The organism is Streptomyces scabiei 87.22, from assembly GCF_000091305.1.
Taxonomy (GTDB): Bacteria; Actinomycetota; Actinomycetes; order Streptomycetales; family Streptomycetaceae; genus Streptomyces; species Streptomyces scabiei.
Genome location: NC_013929.1, coordinates 1,348,793 through 1,369,487, shown reverse-complemented (window position 1 = coordinate 1,369,487; position 20,695 = coordinate 1,348,793). Strand labels below are relative to the sequence as shown.

General features: G+C 72.3%; 17 protein-coding genes. 5 read left to right on the top strand and 12 right to left on the bottom strand.

What is annotated here, in order from left to right:
* Nucleotides 1-17 precede the first annotated feature (17 nt).
* The 4 genes from SCAB_RS05780 to wrbA all read right to left on the bottom strand — a co-directional run bounded on the left by SCAB_RS05780 (nt 18) and on the right by wrbA (nt 4,012).
* A complete protein-coding gene (locus SCAB_RS05780) occupies nt 18-233 on the bottom strand; it encodes a DUF6766 family protein (RefSeq protein ID WP_148274179.1) in 216 nt (71 codons plus the stop codon).
* A 190-nt stretch (nt 234-423) separates the two neighbouring features.
* A complete protein-coding gene (locus SCAB_RS05775; RefSeq protein WP_012999113.1) occupies nt 424-1,914 on the bottom strand; it encodes a peptide ABC transporter substrate-binding protein in 1,491 nt (496 codons plus the stop codon).
* 45 nt (nt 1,915-1,959) lie between these two features.
* A complete protein-coding gene (locus SCAB_RS05770; protein ID WP_012999112.1) occupies nt 1,960-3,165 on the bottom strand; it encodes a 3-hydroxybenzoate 6-monooxygenase in 1,206 nt (401 codons plus the stop codon).
* A gap of 232 nt (nt 3,166-3,397) precedes the next feature.
* The gene (wrbA, locus tag SCAB_RS05765; RefSeq protein WP_012999111.1) at nt 3,398-4,012 is read right to left on the bottom strand and encodes an NAD(P)H:quinone oxidoreductase; all 615 of its coding nucleotides are present in this window, start codon (nt 4,010-4,012) and stop codon (nt 3,398-3,400) included.
* Between the two features lie 440 nt (nt 4,013-4,452).
* Between wrbA and SCAB_RS05760 the strand changes: the two genes are divergently transcribed.
* Complete coding sequence (locus SCAB_RS05760; protein WP_012999110.1) at nt 4,453-5,364, top strand: shikimate dehydrogenase family protein; 912 nt, start codon at nt 4,453-4,455, stop codon at nt 5,362-5,364.
* Here SCAB_RS05760 and SCAB_RS05755 read toward each other — a convergent pair.
* Nucleotides 5,344-6,555, bottom strand: coding sequence for an IS701 family transposase (locus tag SCAB_RS05755; protein ID WP_041670397.1), 1,212 nt, complete (start codon nt 6,553-6,555; stop codon nt 5,344-5,346). The genes SCAB_RS05760 and SCAB_RS05755 overlap by 21 nt on opposite strands.
* A gap of 202 nt (nt 6,556-6,757) precedes the next feature.
* Between SCAB_RS05755 and SCAB_RS05750 the strand changes: the two genes are divergently transcribed.
* Nucleotides 6,758-7,480, top strand: a complete 723-nt coding sequence (locus SCAB_RS05750; RefSeq protein WP_012999108.1) for a ScbR family autoregulator-binding transcription factor — start codon at nt 6,758-6,760, stop codon at nt 7,478-7,480.
* Between the two features lie 923 nt (nt 7,481-8,403).
* On the opposite strand, the gene SCAB_RS05745 is transcribed toward SCAB_RS05750, so the two are convergent.
* Nucleotides 8,404-9,045: a ScbR family autoregulator-binding transcription factor gene (locus tag SCAB_RS05745; protein ID WP_012999107.1), complete on the bottom strand. Its 642-nt coding sequence runs from the start codon at nt 9,043-9,045 to the stop codon at nt 8,404-8,406.
* Between the two features lie 177 nt (nt 9,046-9,222).
* Here SCAB_RS05745 and SCAB_RS05740 point away from each other — a divergent pair, with 177 nt between their 5' ends.
* Complete coding sequence (locus tag SCAB_RS05740) at nt 9,223-10,224, top strand: ScbA/BarX family gamma-butyrolactone biosynthesis protein (RefSeq protein WP_012999106.1); 1,002 nt, start codon at nt 9,223-9,225, stop codon at nt 10,222-10,224.
* Between the two features lie 159 nt (nt 10,225-10,383).
* On the opposite strand, the gene SCAB_RS05735 is transcribed toward SCAB_RS05740, so the two are convergent.
* The 6 genes from SCAB_RS05735 to SCAB_RS05710 form a co-directional block, all read right to left on the bottom strand.
* Nucleotides 10,384-11,157 (bottom strand): SDR family NAD(P)-dependent oxidoreductase, encoded by a 774-nt coding sequence (locus tag SCAB_RS05735; RefSeq protein WP_012999105.1) that lies wholly within the window; start codon nt 11,155-11,157, stop codon nt 10,384-10,386.
* Between the two features lie 170 nt (nt 11,158-11,327).
* A complete protein-coding gene (locus SCAB_RS05730; RefSeq protein WP_012999104.1) occupies nt 11,328-12,032 on the bottom strand; it encodes an HAD family hydrolase in 705 nt (234 codons plus the stop codon).
* A gap of 30 nt (nt 12,033-12,062) precedes the next feature.
* On the bottom strand, nt 12,063-14,261 hold the full coding sequence (locus tag SCAB_RS05725; RefSeq protein WP_012999103.1) for a phenazine-specific anthranilate synthase component I: 2,199 nt from the start codon (nt 14,259-14,261) through the stop codon (nt 12,063-12,065).
* Nucleotides 14,258-14,935 carry an isochorismatase family protein gene (locus SCAB_RS05720; protein WP_012999102.1) on the bottom strand — a complete coding sequence of 226 codons (678 nt, stop codon included), beginning with the start codon at nt 14,933-14,935 and terminating at the stop codon, nt 14,258-14,260. The genes SCAB_RS05725 and SCAB_RS05720 overlap by 4 nt, the downstream gene beginning before the upstream one ends.
* Before the next feature lie 124 nt (nt 14,936-15,059).
* Entirely contained in the window at nt 15,060-15,860 is an 801-nt protein-coding gene (locus SCAB_RS05715) for a 2,3-dihydro-2,3-dihydroxybenzoate dehydrogenase (protein WP_012999101.1), read from the bottom strand.
* Nucleotides 15,861-15,935: 75 nt separating this feature from the next.
* Complete coding sequence (locus SCAB_RS05710; protein WP_012999100.1) at nt 15,936-17,174, bottom strand: 3-deoxy-7-phosphoheptulonate synthase; 1,239 nt, start codon at nt 17,172-17,174, stop codon at nt 15,936-15,938.
* 666 nt (nt 17,175-17,840) lie between these two features.
* Between SCAB_RS05710 and SCAB_RS05705 the strand changes: the two genes are divergently transcribed.
* Both SCAB_RS05705 and SCAB_RS05700 read left to right on the top strand, forming a co-directional pair.
* Entirely contained in the window at nt 17,841-18,650 is an 810-nt protein-coding gene (locus SCAB_RS05705; RefSeq protein ID WP_012999099.1) for a dimethylarginine dimethylaminohydrolase family protein, read from the top strand.
* A gap of 121 nt (nt 18,651-18,771) precedes the next feature.
* On the top strand, nt 18,772-20,631 hold the full coding sequence (locus SCAB_RS05700) for a copper resistance CopC/CopD family protein (RefSeq protein WP_041668910.1): 1,860 nt from the start codon (nt 18,772-18,774) through the stop codon (nt 20,629-20,631).
* Nucleotides 20,632-20,695: the final 64 nt, after the last annotated feature.

Sequence of the window (20,695 nt, the reverse complement as noted above, 5' to 3'; positions counted from 1 at the left end):
CGCCGCGTCCCCGGGGTTCAGCCCTCGACGCCGGTCGCCGTATGGGCGGCGCCGACCGGCTCGGACTCCGGGGAACCGCGCCGGCGCAGAACTATCGAGGGGATCGCCATGGAGGCGATGGCGAGGAACTCCGATCGACAGTTCTCCATCACGTCGACGGCGAAGTCCGAGGACGTCACTCCGGCCGTCAGCGGCACGGCCGCCGCCGCCGTCCCCCTCCTTCGCCGCCTCAAGGATGGCCTGGGTCCGGTCGGGGGGAAGCCCGTCGTCGTCCGGGCCGGCGAGATCGCCCATGCCCTCCACGATAGTGCGGCCCGTGCCGATGGCCAGATGTGCGGGCCCGGGCCGGGAGGGCCCGGACAGCCGAGAGGCCCGCCGTCGCGGCCGGTACGAACCGCGGTGACGGGCCTCTCCCGAGGGGGGTCAGTCCTCCAGCGTCACATCGAACAGATCCAGCTGGAGCAGCGGAGTGACGGTGACGTTCCTGGTCCGGGTGGACCAGCCCGACTCCACCTTCTGGTACCACAGCGGGATCGCCGGCATGTCCTGGAGGATCAGCTTCTCCGCCCGCTGGTAGAGCGCCCAGCCCTCCTGCTCGGTCGGAGCCGCGTCCGCCTCGGCCAGCAGCGCGTCCACCTCCGGGCTGGAGTAGCCGGAGCCGTTGACCGCCGCGCCCGTGCGGAAGATCGGGTTGAGGAAGTTCTCGATGGACGGGTAGTCCGCCACCCAGCCGGAGCGGAAGACCGTGCTGATCTTCCGCTCGTTGATCAGCTTGCGGAACTCGCCGAAGGTCGGCACCGGCGCGTAGCGTGCCTCGACGCCCAGGGCCGCGGTGATCGTCTCGCAGGCCGCGTCGATCCACACCTGGTTGGCCGAGTCGTCGTTCGAGGTCAGCTCGATGGGGCCCTGGAAGCCGGACGCCTCGAACAGCGCCCGCGCCTTCTCCGGCTGGTAGGTGCACAGCTCGCCGCCCGCCCCGCCGCCGTACCCGGGCACGATCGGCGGCACCAGCCCGTCCGGCAGCATCTTGTCGCCGTCGAACGCCTTGTCGATCACGTACTGCCGGTCGATGGCCATGGAGAGCGCCTGGCGCAGTCGCGGGTCGGCGAAGCGTTCGTCGTGCATGGGGAACGAGATCGACTGCACCCCCATGTACGGCTTGGAGACACAGCGTCCCGCCAGCTCCTGCTTGTACCTGCCGCCGTCGAGCGCGTCCGCCGGGACGAAGTCGAGGTAGTCGAGCTTGTTCGCCACCACGTCCGCGTAGGCGTCCTCCAGCATGCGGTAGAACCGGAACTCCACACCGTCCACGCGCGGGGTGCGGACTCCGGCGTAGGCGTCGTAGCGCCTCAGCAGGATGTGCTCGCCGGGGACGCGCGAGTCGTAGCGGAACGGTCCGTTGCCGACCGGGTGGGCCTCGAACGCCGCACGGTCGGCGAAGAACGCCTCCGGCAGCGGGAAGAACGCGGTGTAGCCCAGCTGGGTGACGAACGCGGAGAACGGAGCCGACAGGGTCACCTCGAAGGTGTGGTCGTCGATCACCTTCAGGCCCGACAGCTCGTCCGTCGATCCGCTCTGGGTCGCCTCGTAGCCCTGGATGTGGGACAGGTACTCGGCGCCCTGCAGTCCGTTGGGGCCGTACGCCGTGTAGTTCCAGGCGTCGACGAAGCTCGCGGCGGTCACCGGGGAGCCGTCGTGGAACGTCCATCCCCGGTGCAGGGTGATGCGGTAGACCCGGGAGTCGGCCGACTCCATCGACTTCGCCACCGCCGGACGGGGTTCGGCCGTCCGAGGGTCGTACTCGACGAGGCCGGTGAAGAGGGCGTTCACGATCTTCACGCTGTCGCGCTCGGTCGCGTCGCCCGGCACCAGCGGGTTCTCCGGTTCGGTGCCGTTCCAGCTGATGATGTTCATACGGGTGTGTCTCCTCAGGTCCTCGGGTGGGTGTCGGGGCGGTGATCAGCCGGCCACGTACGCCGGGCGCACGCCGCGGGCGTCGGCGCGGGCGCCGTGCAGCCACGCGACCCGGTCGCGCAGGTCACGGGCGGACAGCGCGGCCAGCGTGGCGTCACGCCGCCGGGCCGCCTCACCGGTCGCGTGGAAGAGCCGGCTGCCCATCTCGCGGGCGGCCAGCTGGGCGGCGGCGGTGCGGTCGAGCCGTTCGTCGGCGTACTCCTCGAACCGCCGCTCGAAGTCCGCCTCCTCGGTGCCGATCAGGTCACCGAGGACCACGGCGTCCTCCAGGGTCTGGCAGGCGCCCTGGGCCGCGTACTGCAGCATGGGGTGGGCCGCGTCGCCGACGAGGACCACACGGCCGTCGGTCCACCGCCGGACCGGGTCGCGGTCGCAGAGCACCCACGAGCGCCAGCCCTCGCCGAGGCCGAGCAGCCTGCGGGGGGTCTCGCCGAGCCCGGGGAAGGCGGCGAGCACCCGTTCCCGCGGCACCGGGGTGCCCGTGACCTCCTGTGCGGCCCCGTCGTCACGGGTGGCGGCCAGGTTCAGGAACCTGCCGTTGCCGATGGGGTAGTGGACGAAGTGCCGGTCGGGTCCGGCCCACAGGGTGACCGTGTTCCAGCGCAGTTCCTCGGGTACCGCCTCCATCGGGATGACGGAGCGGTAGATGGTGTGCCCGGAGACCCGGGGGCCGCCGTCGCCGACCAGCTGACCGCGCACGGCGGAGTGGATGCCGTCGGCGCCGATCAGCGCGGCGCCGCGGATCCGTTCGCCGGAGGCCAGCTCCACGGTCACGCCCGAGTCGTCCTGTGCGTAGCGCAGCACCCGGGCGCGGGTGCGCAGCCGGACGGCGGAGGAGGCCCGGCACGCCTGCAGCAGCGGCGCGTACAGGTCGACGCGCCGGACCACCGCGTAGGGGTTGCCGAAGCGCCGGCGATAGGCGTCGTCGAGCGGCAGGCCGGCGATCCGCCGTCCCGTGGTCCCGTCCATCAGGCTGAGTTCGTCGATGTGGACGGCCCGGGCCCGGACGGAGTCCCCGACACCGAGCCGGTCGAGGGCGTGGAACGCGTTGGGGGCCAGCTGGATGCCGGCGCCGAGTTCGGCGAAGTCACTGCGGCCCTCCAGCACCAGCACCCGGTGCCCCTGCCGGGCGACGCTCATCGCGGTCGCCAGCCCGCCTATGCCGCCTCCTGCGACGAGTATCTGCGCCATCTCGTTTCCCGCTCCCTGGTAGTGGCGGATCGTTCGGTCGTGCCGCGGCCGCCGACGGCGGATGCGAGAGCGGGGAAATTCCGCGCCGCGGGATCCCGGAACGCCTGCCGTGATTCCGCTTCCATCCGGAAAAGCCGGCGTCGGCCGGAACGAGCGCGCGTATTCGCTGAATTCACCGGAACCGGCCTGAACTCACCCGAATTTCCGCGCCCGTGACGGCGTCGGGGTCGGGTCAGAGGGCTTTGAGGCCGATGTTGAGTGCCGTGGCGATCTCGACCGCGCGGCGGGCCTGGAAATCGATCGCATCCAGCTTCTCCTCGCCGGGAGGGGTGGTGTCGTGCGAGACGTGGCTGGTGCCGTACGGATTGCCGTTGGCGGCGGAGAACTGGATCGGGTCCGCGTAACCGGGGGCCACGATGATCGCGCCCCAGTGGTAGAAGGTGTTGTTCAGTGCCAGCAGGGTGCTCTCCTGGCCGCCGTGGCTGGTGGAGGTCGACGTGAACGAGGAGACCACCTTGTTCACCAGCCGGCCCTGGTTCCAGAGTTCGCCGGTGCTGTCGATGAACTGCTTCAGCTGGGCGGCCGGCAGGCCGAAACGGGTGGGGGTGCCGAACAGCAGGACGTCCGCCCACTCCAGGTCCTCCAGCGTCGCCGTGGCGATGCCGCCGGTGGCGGCGACGTGCTCGGACCATTCCGGGCTCGCGGCGACCACGGACTCCGAGGCGGTCTCGGCGACCCTGCGCAGGCGCACCTCGGCGCCGGCCTTCTCGGCCGACACGGCGGCAGCCTCGGCCATCTTGTGCACATGACCGGTGGACGAGTAGTAGATGACGGCGACGTTGGTCACGATCGGAACTCCAATTCGCAGGGACTGCCGGACGGGGCGAGCCGATGAGCGGGCCGCGCAGAAACGACTCTTCCTCGGCCGTGGGTGTCACGGCGAACGGTCCGCCACGATTTCGTCACCTTGCGGGCGGCGGACGGAAGAACACGTGCCGGGCGAGAGGGAGGGGCCGGGACGGGAAAGGGCCGGGAAAGGGAGGGGAAAGGATCCACAAGAGCGTGGGGTGAACGAGAAAGCGACGAGAGGGGGATCGGGACGCGATCGGGAGGAGGTTCGGGACGGCGTCCGGGATGAGGTTCGGGACGGCATCCGGGAGGACAGGGCGGGCCATCCGATTCACCGCCGGTCTATGTCAAGTCGGCGCGCCGTCCGGGCGATCCGGCTCCTAAACTGTCCCGATATCCGAAGTCCACTCTCCGACGCGGAAGGAGCGTCCACGATCCATGTACACGGACCGGACACTTATGGACCGGACACCTTCCGGAGACGGCGAGGGCAACCGCGTGGCGGTCCTCGGGTCGCCGGCGGGCCACTCCCTGTCGCCCACGCTGCACCGGGCCGCCTACGCGGCCATGGGGCTCGGCTGGGACTGCGAGGCCGTCGAGTGCGACGCATCCGCGCTGCCCGCGCTGTTCGACGCGCTCGGCGACGGCTGGGCCGGGCTCTGCCTGACCACGCCGCTGAAGCGGGCGGTGCTGCCGCTGGTCGACGAGGTGTCGGATCTGGCCCTGGACGTGGGGGGCGCGGACACGGTGGTCCTGCGGCACGGCCGGAGTTTCGGTGACCACTGCGGTGTGCACGGCATCGTCGCCGCGCTGCGGCAGGCCGGGCTCGACGCGCCCGGTTCCGCCGTGGTGCTGGGCGGTGGAGCCGCGACCTGCGCCGCGCTGGCCGCCCTGCGGGAGGTCGGTGTCCGGGAGCCGGTGGTCGTGGTCAGGGAGCGCGGTGGCGCCAGGGAGGCCGAGGCGGCGGCCGGCCGGCTGGGAGTCTCGGTCGACCTGCGTCGCTTCGACGAACTGGACCGGCTGCTCCGTGGCGTCGGCGTCGTGGTCTCCACGCTGCCCGCCGGTGCGGCGGACGCCCTCGCCCCGAGGGTCGCCCGCTCCGGCGCGGCCGTCCTCGACGCCGCGTGTTCGGCCTGGCCCACCCGGCTGGCAAAGGCGGCGGGCTTCGTCGGCGGCATCGTGATCGACGGTGTGTCCCCGCTGTTGTACCGGGCCCAGCGGCAGATCGAGTTGCTGACCGGCCGGACCGGCGTGCCGATCACCGCGATGCGCGCCGCGGCCCAGGCCGAACTGGTCCGGCGGGCGGGCCTGGAGGCCGTGCCCGCCGTCTCAGGCGGACAGTCCATGTGAGACGCCGGTGTGCTGCCGGCGGGCCGAGGAGAGCACCAGTATCGCGTGCGCCACGGAGCAGAGCGTCACATGGCGGTGCCAGCCGGCGTACGAGCGTCCTTCGAAGTCCCGCATGCCCACCCGGGTGCTGACCTCCGTGAAGTCCTTGCTCGCCCGCCGGGTGAGCCGCCCCAGGCGCAGAAGTGCGGCCGGCGGCACGTCCACCAGGTTCGACAGCCAGAGCTCCGGTGAGCCGCCCTTCTGCATCGGCCAGCCGCCGACGAGCGTCAGCGCCTGATCGGGCAGTGCGGGCCGGGCCGGCCCGCCTCCTATCGGTACGGTCACCCTGGTTCCGCTCACCAGGACCGACCGCGTGATCGAGTACTCCGGGTCGACCCAGCAGACCGGCTTTGACAGTTTCTTCCCCCGCTCGACCAACTGCCGTGCCTGGAAGAGCTGTTTGCCCGTATGCGGCTGACCGGGGTCGAAGCCGAGCACCCGGGTCGCCCCGTCGACGCGCATGACGAAGGGGATTCCCCGGCGGGTGATCTCGTCCAGAAGCGCGGGGGCGTCCAGGGTACGGGCGTCCAGGACCACCGGACGGCGCCTCAATCCCCAGGCCGACTCAGCCAGTTCGGCGGCCGTGTGCACCGCGCCCGCCTCCACGCTCATGGTCGCGGCGTCGTCCGGGATCCGGGCCCGGCGGCGTCGCTCCGCGTTCTCCAGCCACTCGGCCGGCAGGTTGAGGCCCCAGTTGACGGGCACGCTCAACTGCTCGTTGGCCAGCGAGACGCCGTACGCCTGCTGGCTGTTGACGACGCGGCCGAGGTCGAAGCGGAAGGACTCCTCGACACCGACGGAGTGGGCACCCGCCTTGGGGATGGCCATGGAGCCGATCACCCAGGCCTGCGGCAGCAGGACCCGGTCCAGATGGCGGGCGAGTGCCTGCCGTACGGGAGCCCATGCCCAGGAGGAGTCGCTGATGAAGTGGTGCAGGCTCTGCTCTGCCGCGCCGTGGTCGGTCACGGCGGCCAGGGCGCGCATGGACTTGCGTCCCGGCACGGACAGCAGTCCGGAGACATACCACTCGCCCCGGGTGCGCTGGTCCCGTCGCTTCAGCGAGGCCAGCATCCGCCGGCAGAACTCGGTGACGAAGTCGTCCGCGACGTCTCCCCAGGTCTGCGCCCGGTCATCGCTCTCCACGCCTTCCATGGCCCCCTCCTTCTGCTGGACGTCGAGATCGACCATACAATACCGGACGGTTGGTTTTCTATACTTCGTCAGGTCGTTCTGCTCCGCAAACGATGTCGACCTGAGGCAATAATATACCGCACGGTTGGTTTATTGTGGGGGTGTTCACCGGCTGCACTCTGGCGCGGGCCCGAGGGAGATCGCCGTGACGAGGGGAGAAGCCATGCCACGCCAGGAGCGAGCCGAACGCACTCGCGAGCAGATCGTCCGGGCCGCGGCCGTCTGCTTCGACACGAAGGGGTTCGGGGCGACGAGTCTGAGCGACATCGTGGAGGCGGCAAGGGTCTCCAAGGGGGCCCTGTACTTCCACTTCACCTCGAAGGAGAAGCTGGCCCAGGCCGTCGCCGCGCAGGCGAGCGCGGACTGGCGGATCATCCTCCGGGCGGCCAGGGCGCCTGGAGGGCCCGTGCTGCAGGTGCTGATCGACACGACGCACGGGCTGGCCCACCGGATCAGGCACGACGTGGTGTTCCGGGCGGGTCTGCGGCTCTCCGACGAGCGCCGGCCGGGCGGCAGCGGCCACCCCGGCGCCTATCCCAGCTGGCGGCGGGCCGTGGCGCTCATGCTGGCCCGGGCCGGACGCCGGGGGGAGCTGCTGCCCGGCCTGGATCCGGGGCACGCCGCCCGGTTGCTGACCGCGGCCACCGCCGGCGTCGAGATGCTCTCCCGCCAGGACCGGAGCTGGCTGGCCACGGCGACCATCACCCATGTGTGGGAGTCCCTGCTGCCCGCCCTCGTGCCTCCGGACCGGATCGGCCACCTGCGCCCCGCGGGGCGGGCCACGCTCCCGGCCTCGCGCGGCGCGTCAGCGCGCGGCGCCGGCACGCGGGAACGCGGACGCCCGGGGGAGCGGGCGAACTGGCAGGGTCGGGCCGGTGTGGGGTGAGGCGGGGAGGTGCGTGGCGGGGCCCGGGTGGGGCGTTCTGCCGCTGGTGGGAGCGGGGAGGGGGCGCATGTCCGTGGGCTCCTCGCGGCTTAGCGGCTTAGCGGCTTCGCGGCCTCGGGCGGCGGGCAGTGGGTGGGTGCTCGGGCCCGCCGGTCGGGGAGCGCCGGGGGAGGCCCTGCGCGTCCGGGCGGGGCGGCTGGGCGCGGCCTCGCGCGCGGCTCCTTCGGGGTGAGACCGCTAGTGGTCGACTGCTCGTTCGGGGCGAGACCGCTAGTGGTCGCCGCTCGTTGGGGGCGCACCGTTCGTGGTCACTGCCCCATTGTGCCGAGGCTGCTCGTGGTCGCTGCTCGATCAGGACAAGCCGGCCTGGTCGCTGACCGGCATCGGCCGAGGTGGCCGATGCCTCCGTGCCGTTCGTGGGCGGTCGCCGCGCGGACGGTGAATCGGCGTAAGGGGTGGGCCGACGCGGGTGGATTTCCCCGGTGCCGATTCCCGCGTGCGCCGTTCCTCTCGCTGCTCGCTGCTCGCTGCTCGCTGCTCGCTGCTCGCTGCTCGCGCGTCGACTGTCGACTGTCGGCCTGGGTGGGGTGCGTCCTGCTGTTTCAGGGAAGGCCGAGGGCCCGCGCTGCTGATCGGCGCGGGTCGGAATGCCCTTGCGTCAGGATGGCCGTCGACCGAAGCGGGCTGAGTGTGCGCGCGCCTGTTGTCGCAGCTGCTGACGGGGGCCGGGGGCGGGGTGCGCCCCCGGATCTCGGCCGGCCGGGCGCCTGCTCATGCTCAGCGGCGCCGGGCCTGCCCGTGTGCGTCCGTGGTCCGTGTCGGCTGCAGGCCCCGTGTCGTGTCGTGCCGGGGTGCGTCGAGCGGCCGCGGGCACCGCCGGCTCGGAGCCCGCCCGCCGCTCGGAGCGGCCGAGGGTCCCCTGGTCACTGCCGGGCGAGCGCCGCCTCCTGCAGACGGGCGCCGCGGTCCGGAGCCGTGTCGAGGCGGGCGAGTGCGGCCGGGATGGCGACGGACGGCAGGATGTGCTTCCACATCGCCGACACCCGCTTCTCCAGATCCAGCAGAGCCGAGCTGATCTGGGAGAACGCCTGGATCCCGGTGAAGGATCCGACGATCAGCTCCGCCGTCTCGTGGCAGTCGACGTGCGGCAGCACCTCGCCGTCGCGCTTCGCCTGTTCCAGCAGGTCCTCGCACACCTTGGCCCAGGCCAGGAAGGGGCTGTGCGCCGCGAAGTCGATGGACCCTCGTTCCAGCGCCAGACGGCTGCCGGCGCGCAGCATCGCGTCGTTCGGCAGCGCGTGCGCGACCGCCATGGTCAGGTCGATCACCTCCTGCAGCTTGGACGTCTGGGGTGACACGTGCAGGTGGAGCGTCTGCTCCTCCAGCACGCCGCGCGCCAGGTCCTCCTTGGACGGGAAGTGGAAGTACAGGGCGCCCTTGGTCACCGACACCCGGGAGAGGATCTCCTTGATCGACGCCGCGTCGTAGCCCATCTCGTCGAAGACCAACGCCGCGCCCTGCAGGATCAGCCGCCTCGTCTCCACTGCCCGCGCCTGCTGTGCCATGCGGTTTCTCCTGTGCTCGAGGTTTTGCCACCGCCGACCGGAGTGGTCCTCGGAACGGCCGGTACGACAACTTACCAAGTCGATGCCCTCAGACGCTGGAAAAAAACCGGCTGACCTGTATTGTGATGGAGCCGACAGGGGTTCGAATCTCCTTTTGGGGGGGACATGTCCGTAACAATGCTCGAGAACGACGTGGAACTGGAAGCCCCGCTTCCGCTGCTCGACCGGCTCTACGGCTCCGATTCCAGCTCCCAGGTCTTCATCCCGGCCCAGAGACGACAGTCACGCTTCACCACCACGGTGCCCAAGGAGTACGTGCACCGCGCCGCCGTGGCCGAGGTGCTCCTGACCGGGTGGCAGCGCCTGGACGATTCCCGCTTCGTGGCCTCCGCACAGTGGCCGCGCGCACACAGCTACTTCACGTCCTCGTGCGGGGAGCGCTACGACCCGACGCTGGTCGCGGAGACCATCCGTCAGGTCGGCACCCTGCTCTCGCACGCCGAGTTCGGTGTTCCGCTCGACAGCCACTTCATTCTCAACGGCCTCGAGTACACCTGTGATCCCGCGCAGTTGCAGATATTCGGGACGCCGGCCGAGCTGTCGCTGTCCATCACCACGGAGAACGTGCGGCGCCGGGGCGGGCAGTTGGCCGGGGTGGACTTCCACGTCGACGTCATGCGCGACGGCCGGCCGGTGGGCTCGGGCGTGGCGAAGGCCAGCATGCTCCGGCCGCAGGTCTACCGCCGGATCCGCGGTGAGCGGCTGACGCAGGGCCCCCGGGTGCAAGCACCGCTGGCCGCACCGGTCGAACCGGCGCTGGTCGACCGTCGGTACGCCCCGGACGTGGTGCTCACCCCGGGGGACTCCGCGGGCCGGTGGCTGCTGCGGGCCGACCAGCGGCACCCCATCCTCTTCGAGCACCCCAACGACCACATACCCGGCATGGTGCTGCTGGAGGCCGCCCGGCAGGTCACGCGGGTGCTCGCGCCCGGCAGCACGGTGATCTCCACCGAGAACACGTTCGAGCGGTACGTGGAGTTCGACGCGCCCTGCCTGATCGAGGCGAAGGAGTGCGAGTCGGCCGATCCGGCGGTCAGGGTCGTCTCCGTGCGGGCCGAACAGGACGGCCGTACGGCGTTCACCAGCACGATCGTCCTGGCGGTGCCCACCGTCGCATAGGCGAGCCTCGGGGGAGGGGGCTCGCCGGCCGCCACGGCGGAGGCGACGGACACCGGTCGCGGTGCACGCGGCGCACGCAGCGCACGCGACGCGCACGATGAGCGTCACAGATACGGCGAACGGGGTTCCGCGTGACGCGGAACCCCGTTCGCCGTCCGGTCAGAGGATCGTGAAGCCGCCGTCCACCGGCAGGACCACACCGGTGGCGAACGAGGCGCGTTCGCTGCACAGCCAGGCCGCCGCCTCGGCGATCTCCTCGGGTTCCGCCGTCCGCGACTGCGGGGTCAGCTGATGGAGTATCGGCTCCACGGCGGGGTTCTCCCGGAACCAGTCGGTCACCATCTCGCTGCGTGTCGTCCCCGGAGCCACCGCGTTGACCCGGATCCCCTGGTCGGCGTACTCGGCCGCCGCCGCGCGGGTCAGACCGACCACCGCGTGCTTGGAGGTGACATAGGGCGCCGCGACCGGCGTCGCCACCAGGCCGCCTACGCTGCTGGTGTTGACGATGGAGCCACCGCCCGTCTCCAGCATGGCGGCGATCTCGTGGCGCAGGCAGTTCCAGACTCCGCGGACGTTCGTGTCCATGATCCGGTCGTACGTCTCGTCGTCGATCAGATGGAGCGGGGTCTGCCCCACTCCGTACCCGGCGTTGTTGAAGGCCACGTCCAGTCGCCCGAAGTGCTCGACGGCCGTGCGGACCGCCTCGGCCACCTCGCTGCCGTGCGCCACGTCGGCGACCGCGTACCGTGCCTTGTACCCGTCGGCCTGCAACGCGTCGACCAGATCGGCCAGTTGTCTCTCCCGTCGCGCCACGAGCAGCACGCTGGCACCTTCGCGTGCGAAGACCCTTGCGGCGGCCGCGCCGATCCCGCTGCTCGCGCCCGTGATGAGGGCGACCTTGTCGGCGAGAAGTCCACTCCCTGAGGATGTCATGCCCACTTCATAGCGCAACCGGGTCGTCACAGAACGGAATAGCGTCTCTCAATTGGGCGATGACGCAAGATACTTCGCTTTTTCCGCCCCACTCGGCCGCCCCACTCGGCCGCCCCACTCGGCCGCCCCACTCGGCCGCCCCACTCGGCCGCTCTGCTCGGCCGTTTTGCTCAGCGCTCCTGCCAGCAGGTGCCGGCCGCCGCCTCGGCGTCCAGGGTGTGCAGCAGTTCCTCCCCGATCTCGGCCGGTGACCGGACCAGATGGCGTACGCCCGCCTCGCGCATCGCCGCCCGCTGGAAGCCGTGCTCGAAGTCGCTGGGGCTGCCGATGAACGGCACCCCGAGCCCGCGAGCCGTCTCGGCCACCCGTGCCACGTCGTCGATGACGAGCACCTGGTCGGGCCGCAGCGCGAACGTCTCCGTGACGAGTTCGCGGATCCCGGGGCGGTAGGCGTCGGTGCACACGTACCCGGGGTCGTCGAACAGGTCGGCGTGCGCGCCCAGGGCGCTGTCGAAGTGGGAGCGGTCGAGGCCGCCGTAGCAGACCGTCCGCAGACCCGACGCGCGGAGCAGCCCGACCAGGGCGAGCGCCCCGTCGAGGATCCGCACGCCGTGGCGTTCCACGTACTCGGCCCTCTCGCGGAAGTACACCTCCAGGACCTTCTCCGGGGACCAGGCGACGCCGGCCGCCTCGGCGATCACCCGCGCGGCCTCGGCCTGCCGCTGGGAGAAGATGCGCCGCTCCAGGTCCGCCGTGTAGACACCGCCCCGGCTGACGATGAAGTGGTGGATGACCGGGCTGAACGTGTCGTTCAGCATCACCCCGTCGATGTTCACCGCAGCCGCGCGCAGATGTCGGAGCCGTCCGCCCGTCATGCCCTTCCCCCTCCTGTCGGCGGGGTCATCCTAGTGAGCGGGGACGCAAAGATCCCGTCGTTCCGTGGCCCGGCGGGTGCGGAACCGGTCCGCGGGCGGGCGCCGTTCCTCCAGGAGGGAGACGAGCAGATCGGCGATGAGAGCCGGGCCGTTCTGGCTGAGCACCGACTCCGGGTGGAACTGCACCGAACGGAAACCCGGTCCGCGCAGGGCGTGGACCTGGCCGTTCTCCCGGTCGCGGCACACCTCCACCACGTCCCCCGCCCCAGGCGCGACGATCAGATCCGTGTCCGTGCGGGCGGCGAAGGTGTTGTAGAAACCGACCAGTTCGGGCCGGCCGAACAGATCGATCTTTCTCTGCACACCCTGGTCGGGGTGCTCCTTGCGGACGAGGTCGAGGCCGAGCAGGCCGCTCAGCACCTGGTGGCTCAGACACACCGACAGGAACGGCCGCCCCTCGTCCAGCAGTCGCCGGGTGAGCGTGCGCAGCCGGGCGATCTTCGGGTGCCGCAGACGTCTCGGGTCCCCGGGCCCCGGCCCGAGCACGACGAGGTCGTAGGCGTCGAGGTCGTACGCGTCGGGGGCGTGCGCGTCGAGGCGGTACGCGTCCGGGGCGTGCGCCTCGTCGAAGCGGCGCACGGTCACGACCGGCCCCAGCGACCGCAGTTGGTGGTCCCACAGCGCGGTGAAGGTGTCCTCCGCGTCCACCACCAGCACCCTGCGGCCCACCAGCCCCGGCACCGGACGGGCGTCGGACGCGGTGTCACCCAGCCAGAAGGAGGAGAGGGCACTGTTGCGCTGCCGCAGGGCGGCGAGGACATCGGGATGCCGGGCGTACGACGCCGGCCCCGGCCCTGACCCCAGCCGTCGCCCCGGCCCCGGTTTCGCGGACGGCACGGTGCGCTCGGGCTCGGGCTCGGGCTCGGGGACGGACTCGGACTCGGGTTCGGGCTCGTGGCCGAGGGCGGAGAGCAGTCCGGCCGCCTTGGCCCTGGTCTCGGCCGCCTCCGCCCACGGATCGGAGTCACGGACCACGGTGGCGCCCACCCCGAGGGTCATCCGGCCCGCGGCGTCGATGACGGCGGTCCGGATCAGTATCGAGGAGTCCAGGGTGCGGCCGCCCTCGGCGTCGCGGCCGATGAGCGCCAGCACCCCGCTGTAGTAGCCGCGGCCGTGCGGCTCGAACCTGCGGACGACCTTGGCCGCGCTCTCCAGCGGGCTCCCGGTCACCGTGGGCGCGAACAGGGTCTCCCGCAGGACGTCGCGGACGTCGGCGCTCGTCCGGCCCTCGACGACGTACTCCGTGTGCGCCAGGCCCGCCATCTCGACCAGCCGCGGACCGTGCGCCCGGACCCCGGAGTCGCTGATCCTGGCCATCATCTTCAGTTCCTCGTCGACGACCATGGAGAGCTCGTCGGCCTCCTTGGCGTCGGCGAGGAAGGACAGCACCCCGGTCAGCGTGGGGCCCTGCGCCGGGTACCGGTAGGTGCCGCTGATCGGGTTCATGACCGCGACGCCGTCCGCCAGGCTCAGGTGCCGCTCCGGCGTCGCGCCGACGAACGTCCGGCCGCCCGCGTGGACGACGAAGGTCCAGTACGCCCCCCGCTCCCGCTCCAGCAGACGGCGGAAGACCGCCAGGGCGACGAGCGGGGAGTACGCGGAGATGTCCGCGACGAACGTCCTGCGGACCACGAAGTTGGCGCCCTCGCCGCTGCCGATCTCCTCCTCGACCATACGGCGGACCAGGTCCGCGTACGCCGCGTCGTCGAGGTCGAAGCCACCGTCGGCCAGGTCGGCCCGGATGTCCGGCAAGCGCGTCAGCGCCTCGGCGACGGGCATCGACGTCTGCGTACGGACCCGCAACGTGATGACCGGGGCACCGTCGTCCACCGCCTCGAACCCGCGCTCGGCGAGCTGTCGGTAGGGGACCACGACCAGGACCTCGTGCTCGGCGCTCCCGGTGCCCGCGTCCCGGCCGGCGGTGCCCTCCCGCAGCGGGATGTCGGCGAGGCGTGCCACCTCCGCCGAGTCGCCGACCAGTACCTCGATCCGGTCGGCCGGTCCGGTCCTCGGGCGGTGCAGCAGCGCGAACTCCGGGTACGGCGCTGCCAGGATCCGCCCGAGCGGCGACGGGTCCTGCGGGTCGTACGCGTCACGCGGTTCGCTCGGTCGACTCAGGGGCCTCGGTCGACTCGGTCCGCTGGGTTCGGTCCGCTCGGTGTGTGTCATGGCGCTCCCTCCTTGCGGAGTCGTCCGGCGGCCTCCGCCGGGGCGAGCCGGTCGAGGACGGCCGCGGTCGTCGGCGTCATCGCGCACCGCTCGGCCGCGTAGCGCAGGGCGAACCGGTGGTGCTCGGGGGTGAAGTCGGCTACGGCGTCGGCGACGAGGAATGCCTGGATGTCGGAGGCGAAGGCGTCCGCGCCGGTCATGAGGATTCCGACGTGGGCGTACACACCGCACACGATGAGCTGGTCGCGCCCCCACGCCCGCATCGAGGCGAGGAGCCGGGTGCGGTGGAAGGCGCTGTAGCGCCACTTGGTCAGCACCAGGTCGCCCGCGGCGGGCCGGATCGCGTCGACCACCTCACGATGCTCCTGGGCGACCGTCATACCGGGGCCCCAGAAGTCCCGCAGCAGACCGCGCTGTTCCTCCGTCATCCCGCCGGGCTGGGTGGTGTAGGCGACCGGGACGCCGAGCGCCGCGCACCGCTCCCGCAGAGCGGTGACGTTGCGGACGAGTTCCGTCACCGGGGACCGGTCCGCGGGAAAGGGCTCGACGAAGTACTTCTGCATGTCGTGGATCAGCAGGACCGCCCGCCGTGGGTCCACCGTCCACCGGGCGGTGTTCTGCGGCAGTTCGTCCTCGGTCGGCATCGGGTAGGCCGCGATGGCCGGGATTCCCATACGGAATGTCTCCTCTCCGGGGGGCCGGGGGGCCGGGGGGCCGGTGCGGCCCCGGTGGCGCGGGGTGCGGTGCGGGCGTCGCACCGCACCCCGCGCCACCAGGGCCGGCGGCAAGATGAAGGCACTAGTGACCCAGCGCCGCGCCGCCGTCGACGGTCAGGTCCTGCATCGTGATGTGCGCGGCCCGGTCGGAGAGCAGGAACACCACCGCGTCGGCGACGTGCTGCGGACGCGCGATGCGCCCCAGCGGGATGCCGACACGGAAGGCCGACGAGACGCCCTCGACCGACGCCCGCTCGGCGTCCGCGTCCCAGAGCGCGGTCAGCATCGGGGTGTCGGTGGAACCGGGCGCCACCACGTTGCAGCGGATCCCGAAGCGCGACACCTCCAGCCCCAGACACTTGGTGAACATGGTGGAGGCGGCCTTGGACGCCACGTACGCGGCCATGTCCATGCGGGGCGTGCCGGCCGCGTTGGACGCCACCGTCACGATGGCACCCCGCCGCCGCTCGATCATGCGCCGGACCACCGCGCGGGAGACGTGGAAGACGCCCGCGGTGTTCACCGCGAAGGTCGACGCCCAGTCCTCGTCGGTGAGGGCCCACGCCCGGCCCGGTCGCAACACCCCGGCTCCGTTGACGAGATGGGCCAGCGGGCCGAGGCGCCGCTCCACCAGCTCGACGGCGGTCTCGACGGCGGCGCCGTCGGTGACGTCGGCGGGGAACGCCTCCGCCCGCCCGCCCGACTTCCTGATCCGCGCGGCCAGTTCCTCCAGCCGGTCCGCCCTCCGGTCCAGCATCGCGACCACGGCGCCGCGCTCGGCGAGCGTACGCACCACGGCCTCGCCCATGCCCCCGGCCGCTCCGGTGACCAGGGCGACGCTGTCCGCTATTCCATCGACGTTGTCTGTTCCACCGACATCCATGACGAATCCAAAGATCGACGACGATCGGCCGGGGCCGACCAGGGGTTTCACCGGGGGACCGGAACGCGGCCCGCGTCAGTGCAGCAGCGACCGGCCCTGCCAGGCGGCGGCAACCTCCAGCGCCTGCGCCGGATTCAGCCGCGGATCGCACAGGCTCGTGTACCGGTCCCCGAGGGAGTCCATGGAACGCGCGTCGTCGACGCATTCGACGACGTCGTCGGGGGTGGACTCCAGGTGCAGACCGCCCGCGACCGCCCCGGCCTCGTCGATCGCCTTCTGGAACTCCCGCACCTCACGGACGACGCTCGCCACGAGCCTGGTCTTCAGACCGCCCGCCGCGCTGACCGTGTTGCCGTGCATCGGGTCCGACAGCCAGACCACCGGGTGCCCGGCGTCGCGGACGGCCGCGGCCAAGGCGGGCAGCCGCTCGGCGACCGCGTCCGCGCCCATCCGGGCGATCAGCGTGAGGCGGCCCGGCTCACGGTCGGGGTCCAGCCGCTCGCACAGGGCCAGCAGCTCGTCGACCCGCATGTCCGGGCCGACCTTGGAGGCCACCGGGTTGGCCACGGACGCCAGCAACGCCACATGGGCGCCGTCCAGTTGATTGGTGCGGTACCCGATCCACGGCCAGTGGGTCGAGGCGAGATAGCGCCGGCCCGTCTCGTCGGTGCGGATCAGCGGCGCCTCGTAGTCGAGCAGCAGGGCCTCGTGGCTGGTCCACACCGGGGTGACGAAGGCCGGGGGCTGCAGGGCGATCCGGGACCGCAGCGCCTCCATGGCCCGGCTCGCCGCGTCGTAGCCCGAGCGCAGCCGGCGCGGGTCCGGGCGCCGGGAACGCGCGTCCGGCTCGGCGCTGTTGACCATGTGGCCCCGGTAGACCGGCAGTTCGACGCCGTCCACCAGCTCGGTCGGGCGGGAGCGCGGCTTGGCGAACTGGCCGGCCATCCGGCCGACCCTGAGGGTGGGCAGCAGGGTGTTCATGGACATCACCCCGGCGAGGGCCTCCAGCAGCGCCACCTTGCGGGTGACGTGGCCGGGCTCGCACTCGGCCGGGTCCTCGGCGCAGTCCCCCGCCTGGACCACCTGGAACCGTCCGGCCACCACCTGGGCCAGCAGGCCCCGCAGTTCGGCCACCTCCCCGGCCGTGACCAGCCCCGGCCGGTCGGCCAGGTCGAACGTGACCGTGGCCAGAAGGTCGAGGTTCTCCCACTCCGGCTGCTGCCGCGCGGGCAGGGCCCGCCACAGCTCGCCCGGGTCGTCCAACAGGGCCGGCCCGGCTGATACCGGTCGGGTCGCGATCGCGTCGCTGGTCACCAAGAACCTCCGTGGTCGAGAATCGTTCACCGAAACTGAGAGGGCATGTCCGAAACGCCGCACCGCTCCCCGCGCCGCGCGGACGGACGACCCTCGTCCCGCGTGCCGTCGTGGCACGGGCGGTCGATCGCGCGGCGGCCGACTTCGCCGGGCTCCGCGGGACTTCGCCGTTCGGCGGGACGCGAAGCCGTTCGAACCGGCTCCTTGAATACTCCGCGACCGCGCACCGGCACCCTCCCCTTCTCCGAAAGTGCCGGGCCGACTCCGTCAAGTCCGTACCTTTGGCGCGCGGCGGCCTCGGGGGTGTGTTCTGCCGGGGTGCCGGCCCCTCTCTGGGCCCGGGTGCGGCGCGCGCCACGGGATGCGTGGGTGCGTGCCACGGGCCGCGCCGGTGTGTCCCACGGGCCGCCTCGGTGCGTGCGTGCGTGCCCCTGGAAGGCCCTGACGGCCGACGACAACGACGCCACCCCACCCCGTACTTGATTGCTTTCGCCGTTCAAAGCTCCCGGTCAATCCGGGGCCCTGTTGGACTCGTCGGTACGCGGACGCCGATCACCCCAGCCGGGACCGGACCGAACACACCGACGATCCGGTCCGACGCGGCCGCGCGAGACGTACGGGGCCCGGCCGACCGGGCGGCTCCTACAGACCACCAGAAAGGGCACCGTGAACAGCGAACTGCTTGTCTCCGACGTGAGCCACTTCCGGGTCGACTATGCGATCAACCCCTATATGGACACAGCCGTCCAGCCCGACATCGAGGCGGCCCACGCCGAGCACCAGGCCATCGTGGACGCGCACCTCGCGGCCGGCCGCAAGGTGGAGTACGTGCCGTCCGCACCGAACTGCCCGGACATGGTGTTCACCGCCAACGCCGCCGTCGTCCGCGGCGACCGGGCCCTTCTCGGCAACCCGCCGGCCGAACGCAAGGCCGAACTGCCATACTTCGAGGAATGGCTGGCCGACCGCGGGTTCGAGGTCGTCGAGGCGCCGTACGCGTTCAGCGGCCAGGGCGACGCGCTGGCGTACGGGGAGCTGCTGCTCACGGCGTACGGCCAGCGCACCGACGAGCGGATGCTCCGGGTGCTGGCCCGCGAACTGGACTACGAGGTGGTTCCGCTGCGCACGGTGAGCAGCCGCTGGTACGACCTCGACCTGGCCGTCGGTGTCCTCGCCCCGGGCCTGCTGGCGTACTGCCCCGAGGCCCTGGACGCGCCCAGCCTGCGGACCCTGCGGGGGCTCGGGGCCGAGCTGGTCGAGGTGTCCGCCGAGGAGGCCGCGCGGTTCGCGCTGAACCTCGTCAGCGACGGCACCACCGTGACCATGACGCGGGGCGCGCCGCTGCTCGCCGCCGCGCTGCGGGACCGGGGCCTGGAGGTGGTCGAACTCGACACGACCGAACTGTCCAAGGGCGGCGGCGGGGTCCGCTGCACCGCCCTCACGCTCGACAACCCGCCGGCGCGGCGGAGTTCATGACGCCGGGGCCGTGCGCACCCGGGGCCGGGTCCGCGCGGCCGTCCACGACCACGAGTCCGTCATCCCGTCCCGCTCGCGCGCGGGGCGGGCCGATCACCCACCGACGGGGGAGCAGGCAGGTATGAACAGGGGATCCGTGCGGGTGCGCCGGGCACTCGGCGCGCTGACGGCGGTGCTCGCGGCCGTGCTGATCGTGCTGGGCGGGGCCGGAACCGCGGCCGCCCACGCGGAACTCGACTCCACCGACCCGGCGGCGGACTCGGTCGTACCGAGGCAGCCGTCCGCCGTCACGCTCACCTTCAGCGAGGGGGTGACGCTGCCGGCCGACGCGCTCCGGATCCTCGACCCGGCGGGCGAACGGGTCGACACGGGCACCCCCCGACACGCCGGCGACCGCGCGGAGACGGTGCGGGTGGCCCTGCGCGACGGCCTCGCCGACGGCACCTACACGGTGGCCTGGCAGGTCATCTTCGCCGACTCGCACCCGGGCGGCGGCGCGTTCACGTTCTCCGTCGGCAAGCCGTCCGCCAGCTCCGTCTCCGTCGAGGAACTGCGGGGCGCCCGCACCGACGGTCTGATCTCCTTCCTGTACGGCACCGGGCGCGCGGTCGCGTACGCCGCGTTCGCGCTGCTCGCGGGTGCGGTGGCCTTCGTCCTGATCTGCTGGCCGGCGGGCGCGGCGGTCCGGCGCGTGCAGAAGCTGCTGGCGGCCGGCTGGATCGGTCTGCTGGGCTCCACCATCGTGCTGATGATGCTGCGCGGCCCCTACGAACAGGGCAGCGGTGTCACGCCGTCGGCGGATCCCGCGACGGCGCAGGCCCATGTCCCCATGGACGAGCGGATCTACGTCGCCCTGGCGATCCGCCTGCTGCTGCTCGCCGCCAGCGGTGTGTATCTGGTGCTGCTGGTGGGCCAGTTGGGGCAGTCCACGCCGTCGGGGAACGCCGACGACGCGGTGAAGGGCCGGCCCTGGTCCCGGCGGAGGCTCGGCGCGGCCGGACTGGCGCTGGCGGTCGGGCTGTCGGCGACCTGGGTCATGACGAACCACGCCTCCGAGGGCATCCAGGTCTGGCTGGCCCTGCCGGTGACCGCGCTGCATCTGCTGGCGATGGCGGCCTGGCTGGGCGGCCTGGTGACGCTGGCGGTCGGGCTCCGGCAAGGGCTCACGCCCGCCGCGGTGGACCGCTTCTCCCTGGTGGCGGCCGGTTCGGTGACGGTCCTCGTCCTGACGGGGCTGTACCAGTCCTGGCGCGGGCTGGGCTCCTGGGCGGCGCTGTTCGACACCGAGTACGGCCGGCTGCTGCTGATCAAGGCCGGGTGCGTGACCCTGATGCTCGCGGCGGCCTGGTTCTCCCGCTCCCGCCTCGCCCGCCTGCGACGCTCCGGGACACGGGCGGCAGACTCCGCCGACCCGGCGGCGGACCCGGCGCCGTCGGAGGCCGGGGACGCGTCCGCGCGAGTGGGTCCGCACGGGTCCGCGCGGGTGGCCCTGCGCCGTTCCGTCCTCGCGGAGTCGGTCATGGCCGTCGCCGTCCTCGTGGTCACCACCATGCTCACCGCCACACCCCCGGCCCGGACGGCGGGCACGGACGGCTCCGCCCCGCGCGACCCGGCAGCGAGCGCCGCGTCCGCCCGGCCCCTGACGCTGACGATCCCGTACGACACGGGCGGCCGGACCGCGAACGCCCGGGGCACGGCGACGGTACGGCTCGCCCCGGCCGCGTCCGGCGGCCGTACCGTGACACTGCGGCTGGCCGGGGCCGACGGGCGGCCTGCCGAGGTGCCCGAGACCGGGCTGGCCTTCACGCTGCCGGCCGAGAACCTCGGCCCGCTGCGGGTGACGCTCCGTGCGGACGGCACCGGCAGCTGGAAGGGCGTGGTCCGGCTTCCGCTGGCGGGCGCGTGGACGGTGACGCTGACCGTCCGCTCGTCCGAGATCGACCAGACGACCGAGAAGCGGCGGCTCACCATCGGAGGCTGAACGCCCCGCCGGCCGACGGCGATCGCGCTGCCGGCCCATGGTAAGCGCGGACCTGACAAGGTGT

Coding starts and splice junctions, on each gene's coding strand:
- SCAB_RS05775 (WP_012999113.1), bottom strand. CDS start 1,914: ATGAACATCATCAGCTGGAACGGCACCGAACCGGAGAACCCGCTGGTG.
- SCAB_RS05770 (WP_012999112.1), bottom strand. CDS start 3,165: ATGGCGCAGATACTCGTCGCAGGAGGCGGCATAGGCGGGCTGGCGACC.
- SCAB_RS05760 (WP_012999110.1), top strand. CDS start 4,453: ATGTACACGGACCGGACACTTATGGACCGGACACCTTCCGGAGACGGC.
- SCAB_RS05755 (WP_041670397.1), bottom strand. CDS start 6,555: ATGGAAGGCGTGGAGAGCGATGACCGGGCGCAGACCTGGGGAGACGTC.
- SCAB_RS05750 (WP_012999108.1), top strand. CDS start 6,758: ATGCCACGCCAGGAGCGAGCCGAACGCACTCGCGAGCAGATCGTCCGG.
- SCAB_RS05745 (WP_012999107.1), bottom strand. CDS start 9,045: ATGGCACAGCAGGCGCGGGCAGTGGAGACGAGGCGGCTGATCCTGCAG.
- SCAB_RS05740 (WP_012999106.1), top strand. CDS start 9,223: ATGCTCGAGAACGACGTGGAACTGGAAGCCCCGCTTCCGCTGCTCGAC.
- SCAB_RS05735 (WP_012999105.1), bottom strand. CDS start 11,157: ATGACATCCTCAGGGAGTGGACTTCTCGCCGACAAGGTCGCCCTCATC.
- SCAB_RS05730 (WP_012999104.1), bottom strand. CDS start 12,032: ATGACGGGCGGACGGCTCCGACATCTGCGCGCGGCTGCGGTGAACATC.
- SCAB_RS05725 (WP_012999103.1), bottom strand. CDS start 14,261: ATGACACACACCGAGCGGACCGAACCCAGCGGACCGAGTCGACCGAGG.
- SCAB_RS05720 (WP_012999102.1), bottom strand. CDS start 14,935: ATGGGAATCCCGGCCATCGCGGCCTACCCGATGCCGACCGAGGACGAA.
- SCAB_RS05715 (WP_012999101.1), bottom strand. CDS start 15,860: ATGGATGTCGGTGGAACAGACAACGTCGATGGAATAGCGGACAGCGTC.
- SCAB_RS05700 (WP_041668910.1), top strand. CDS start 18,772: ATGAACAGGGGATCCGTGCGGGTGCGCCGGGCACTCGGCGCGCTGACG.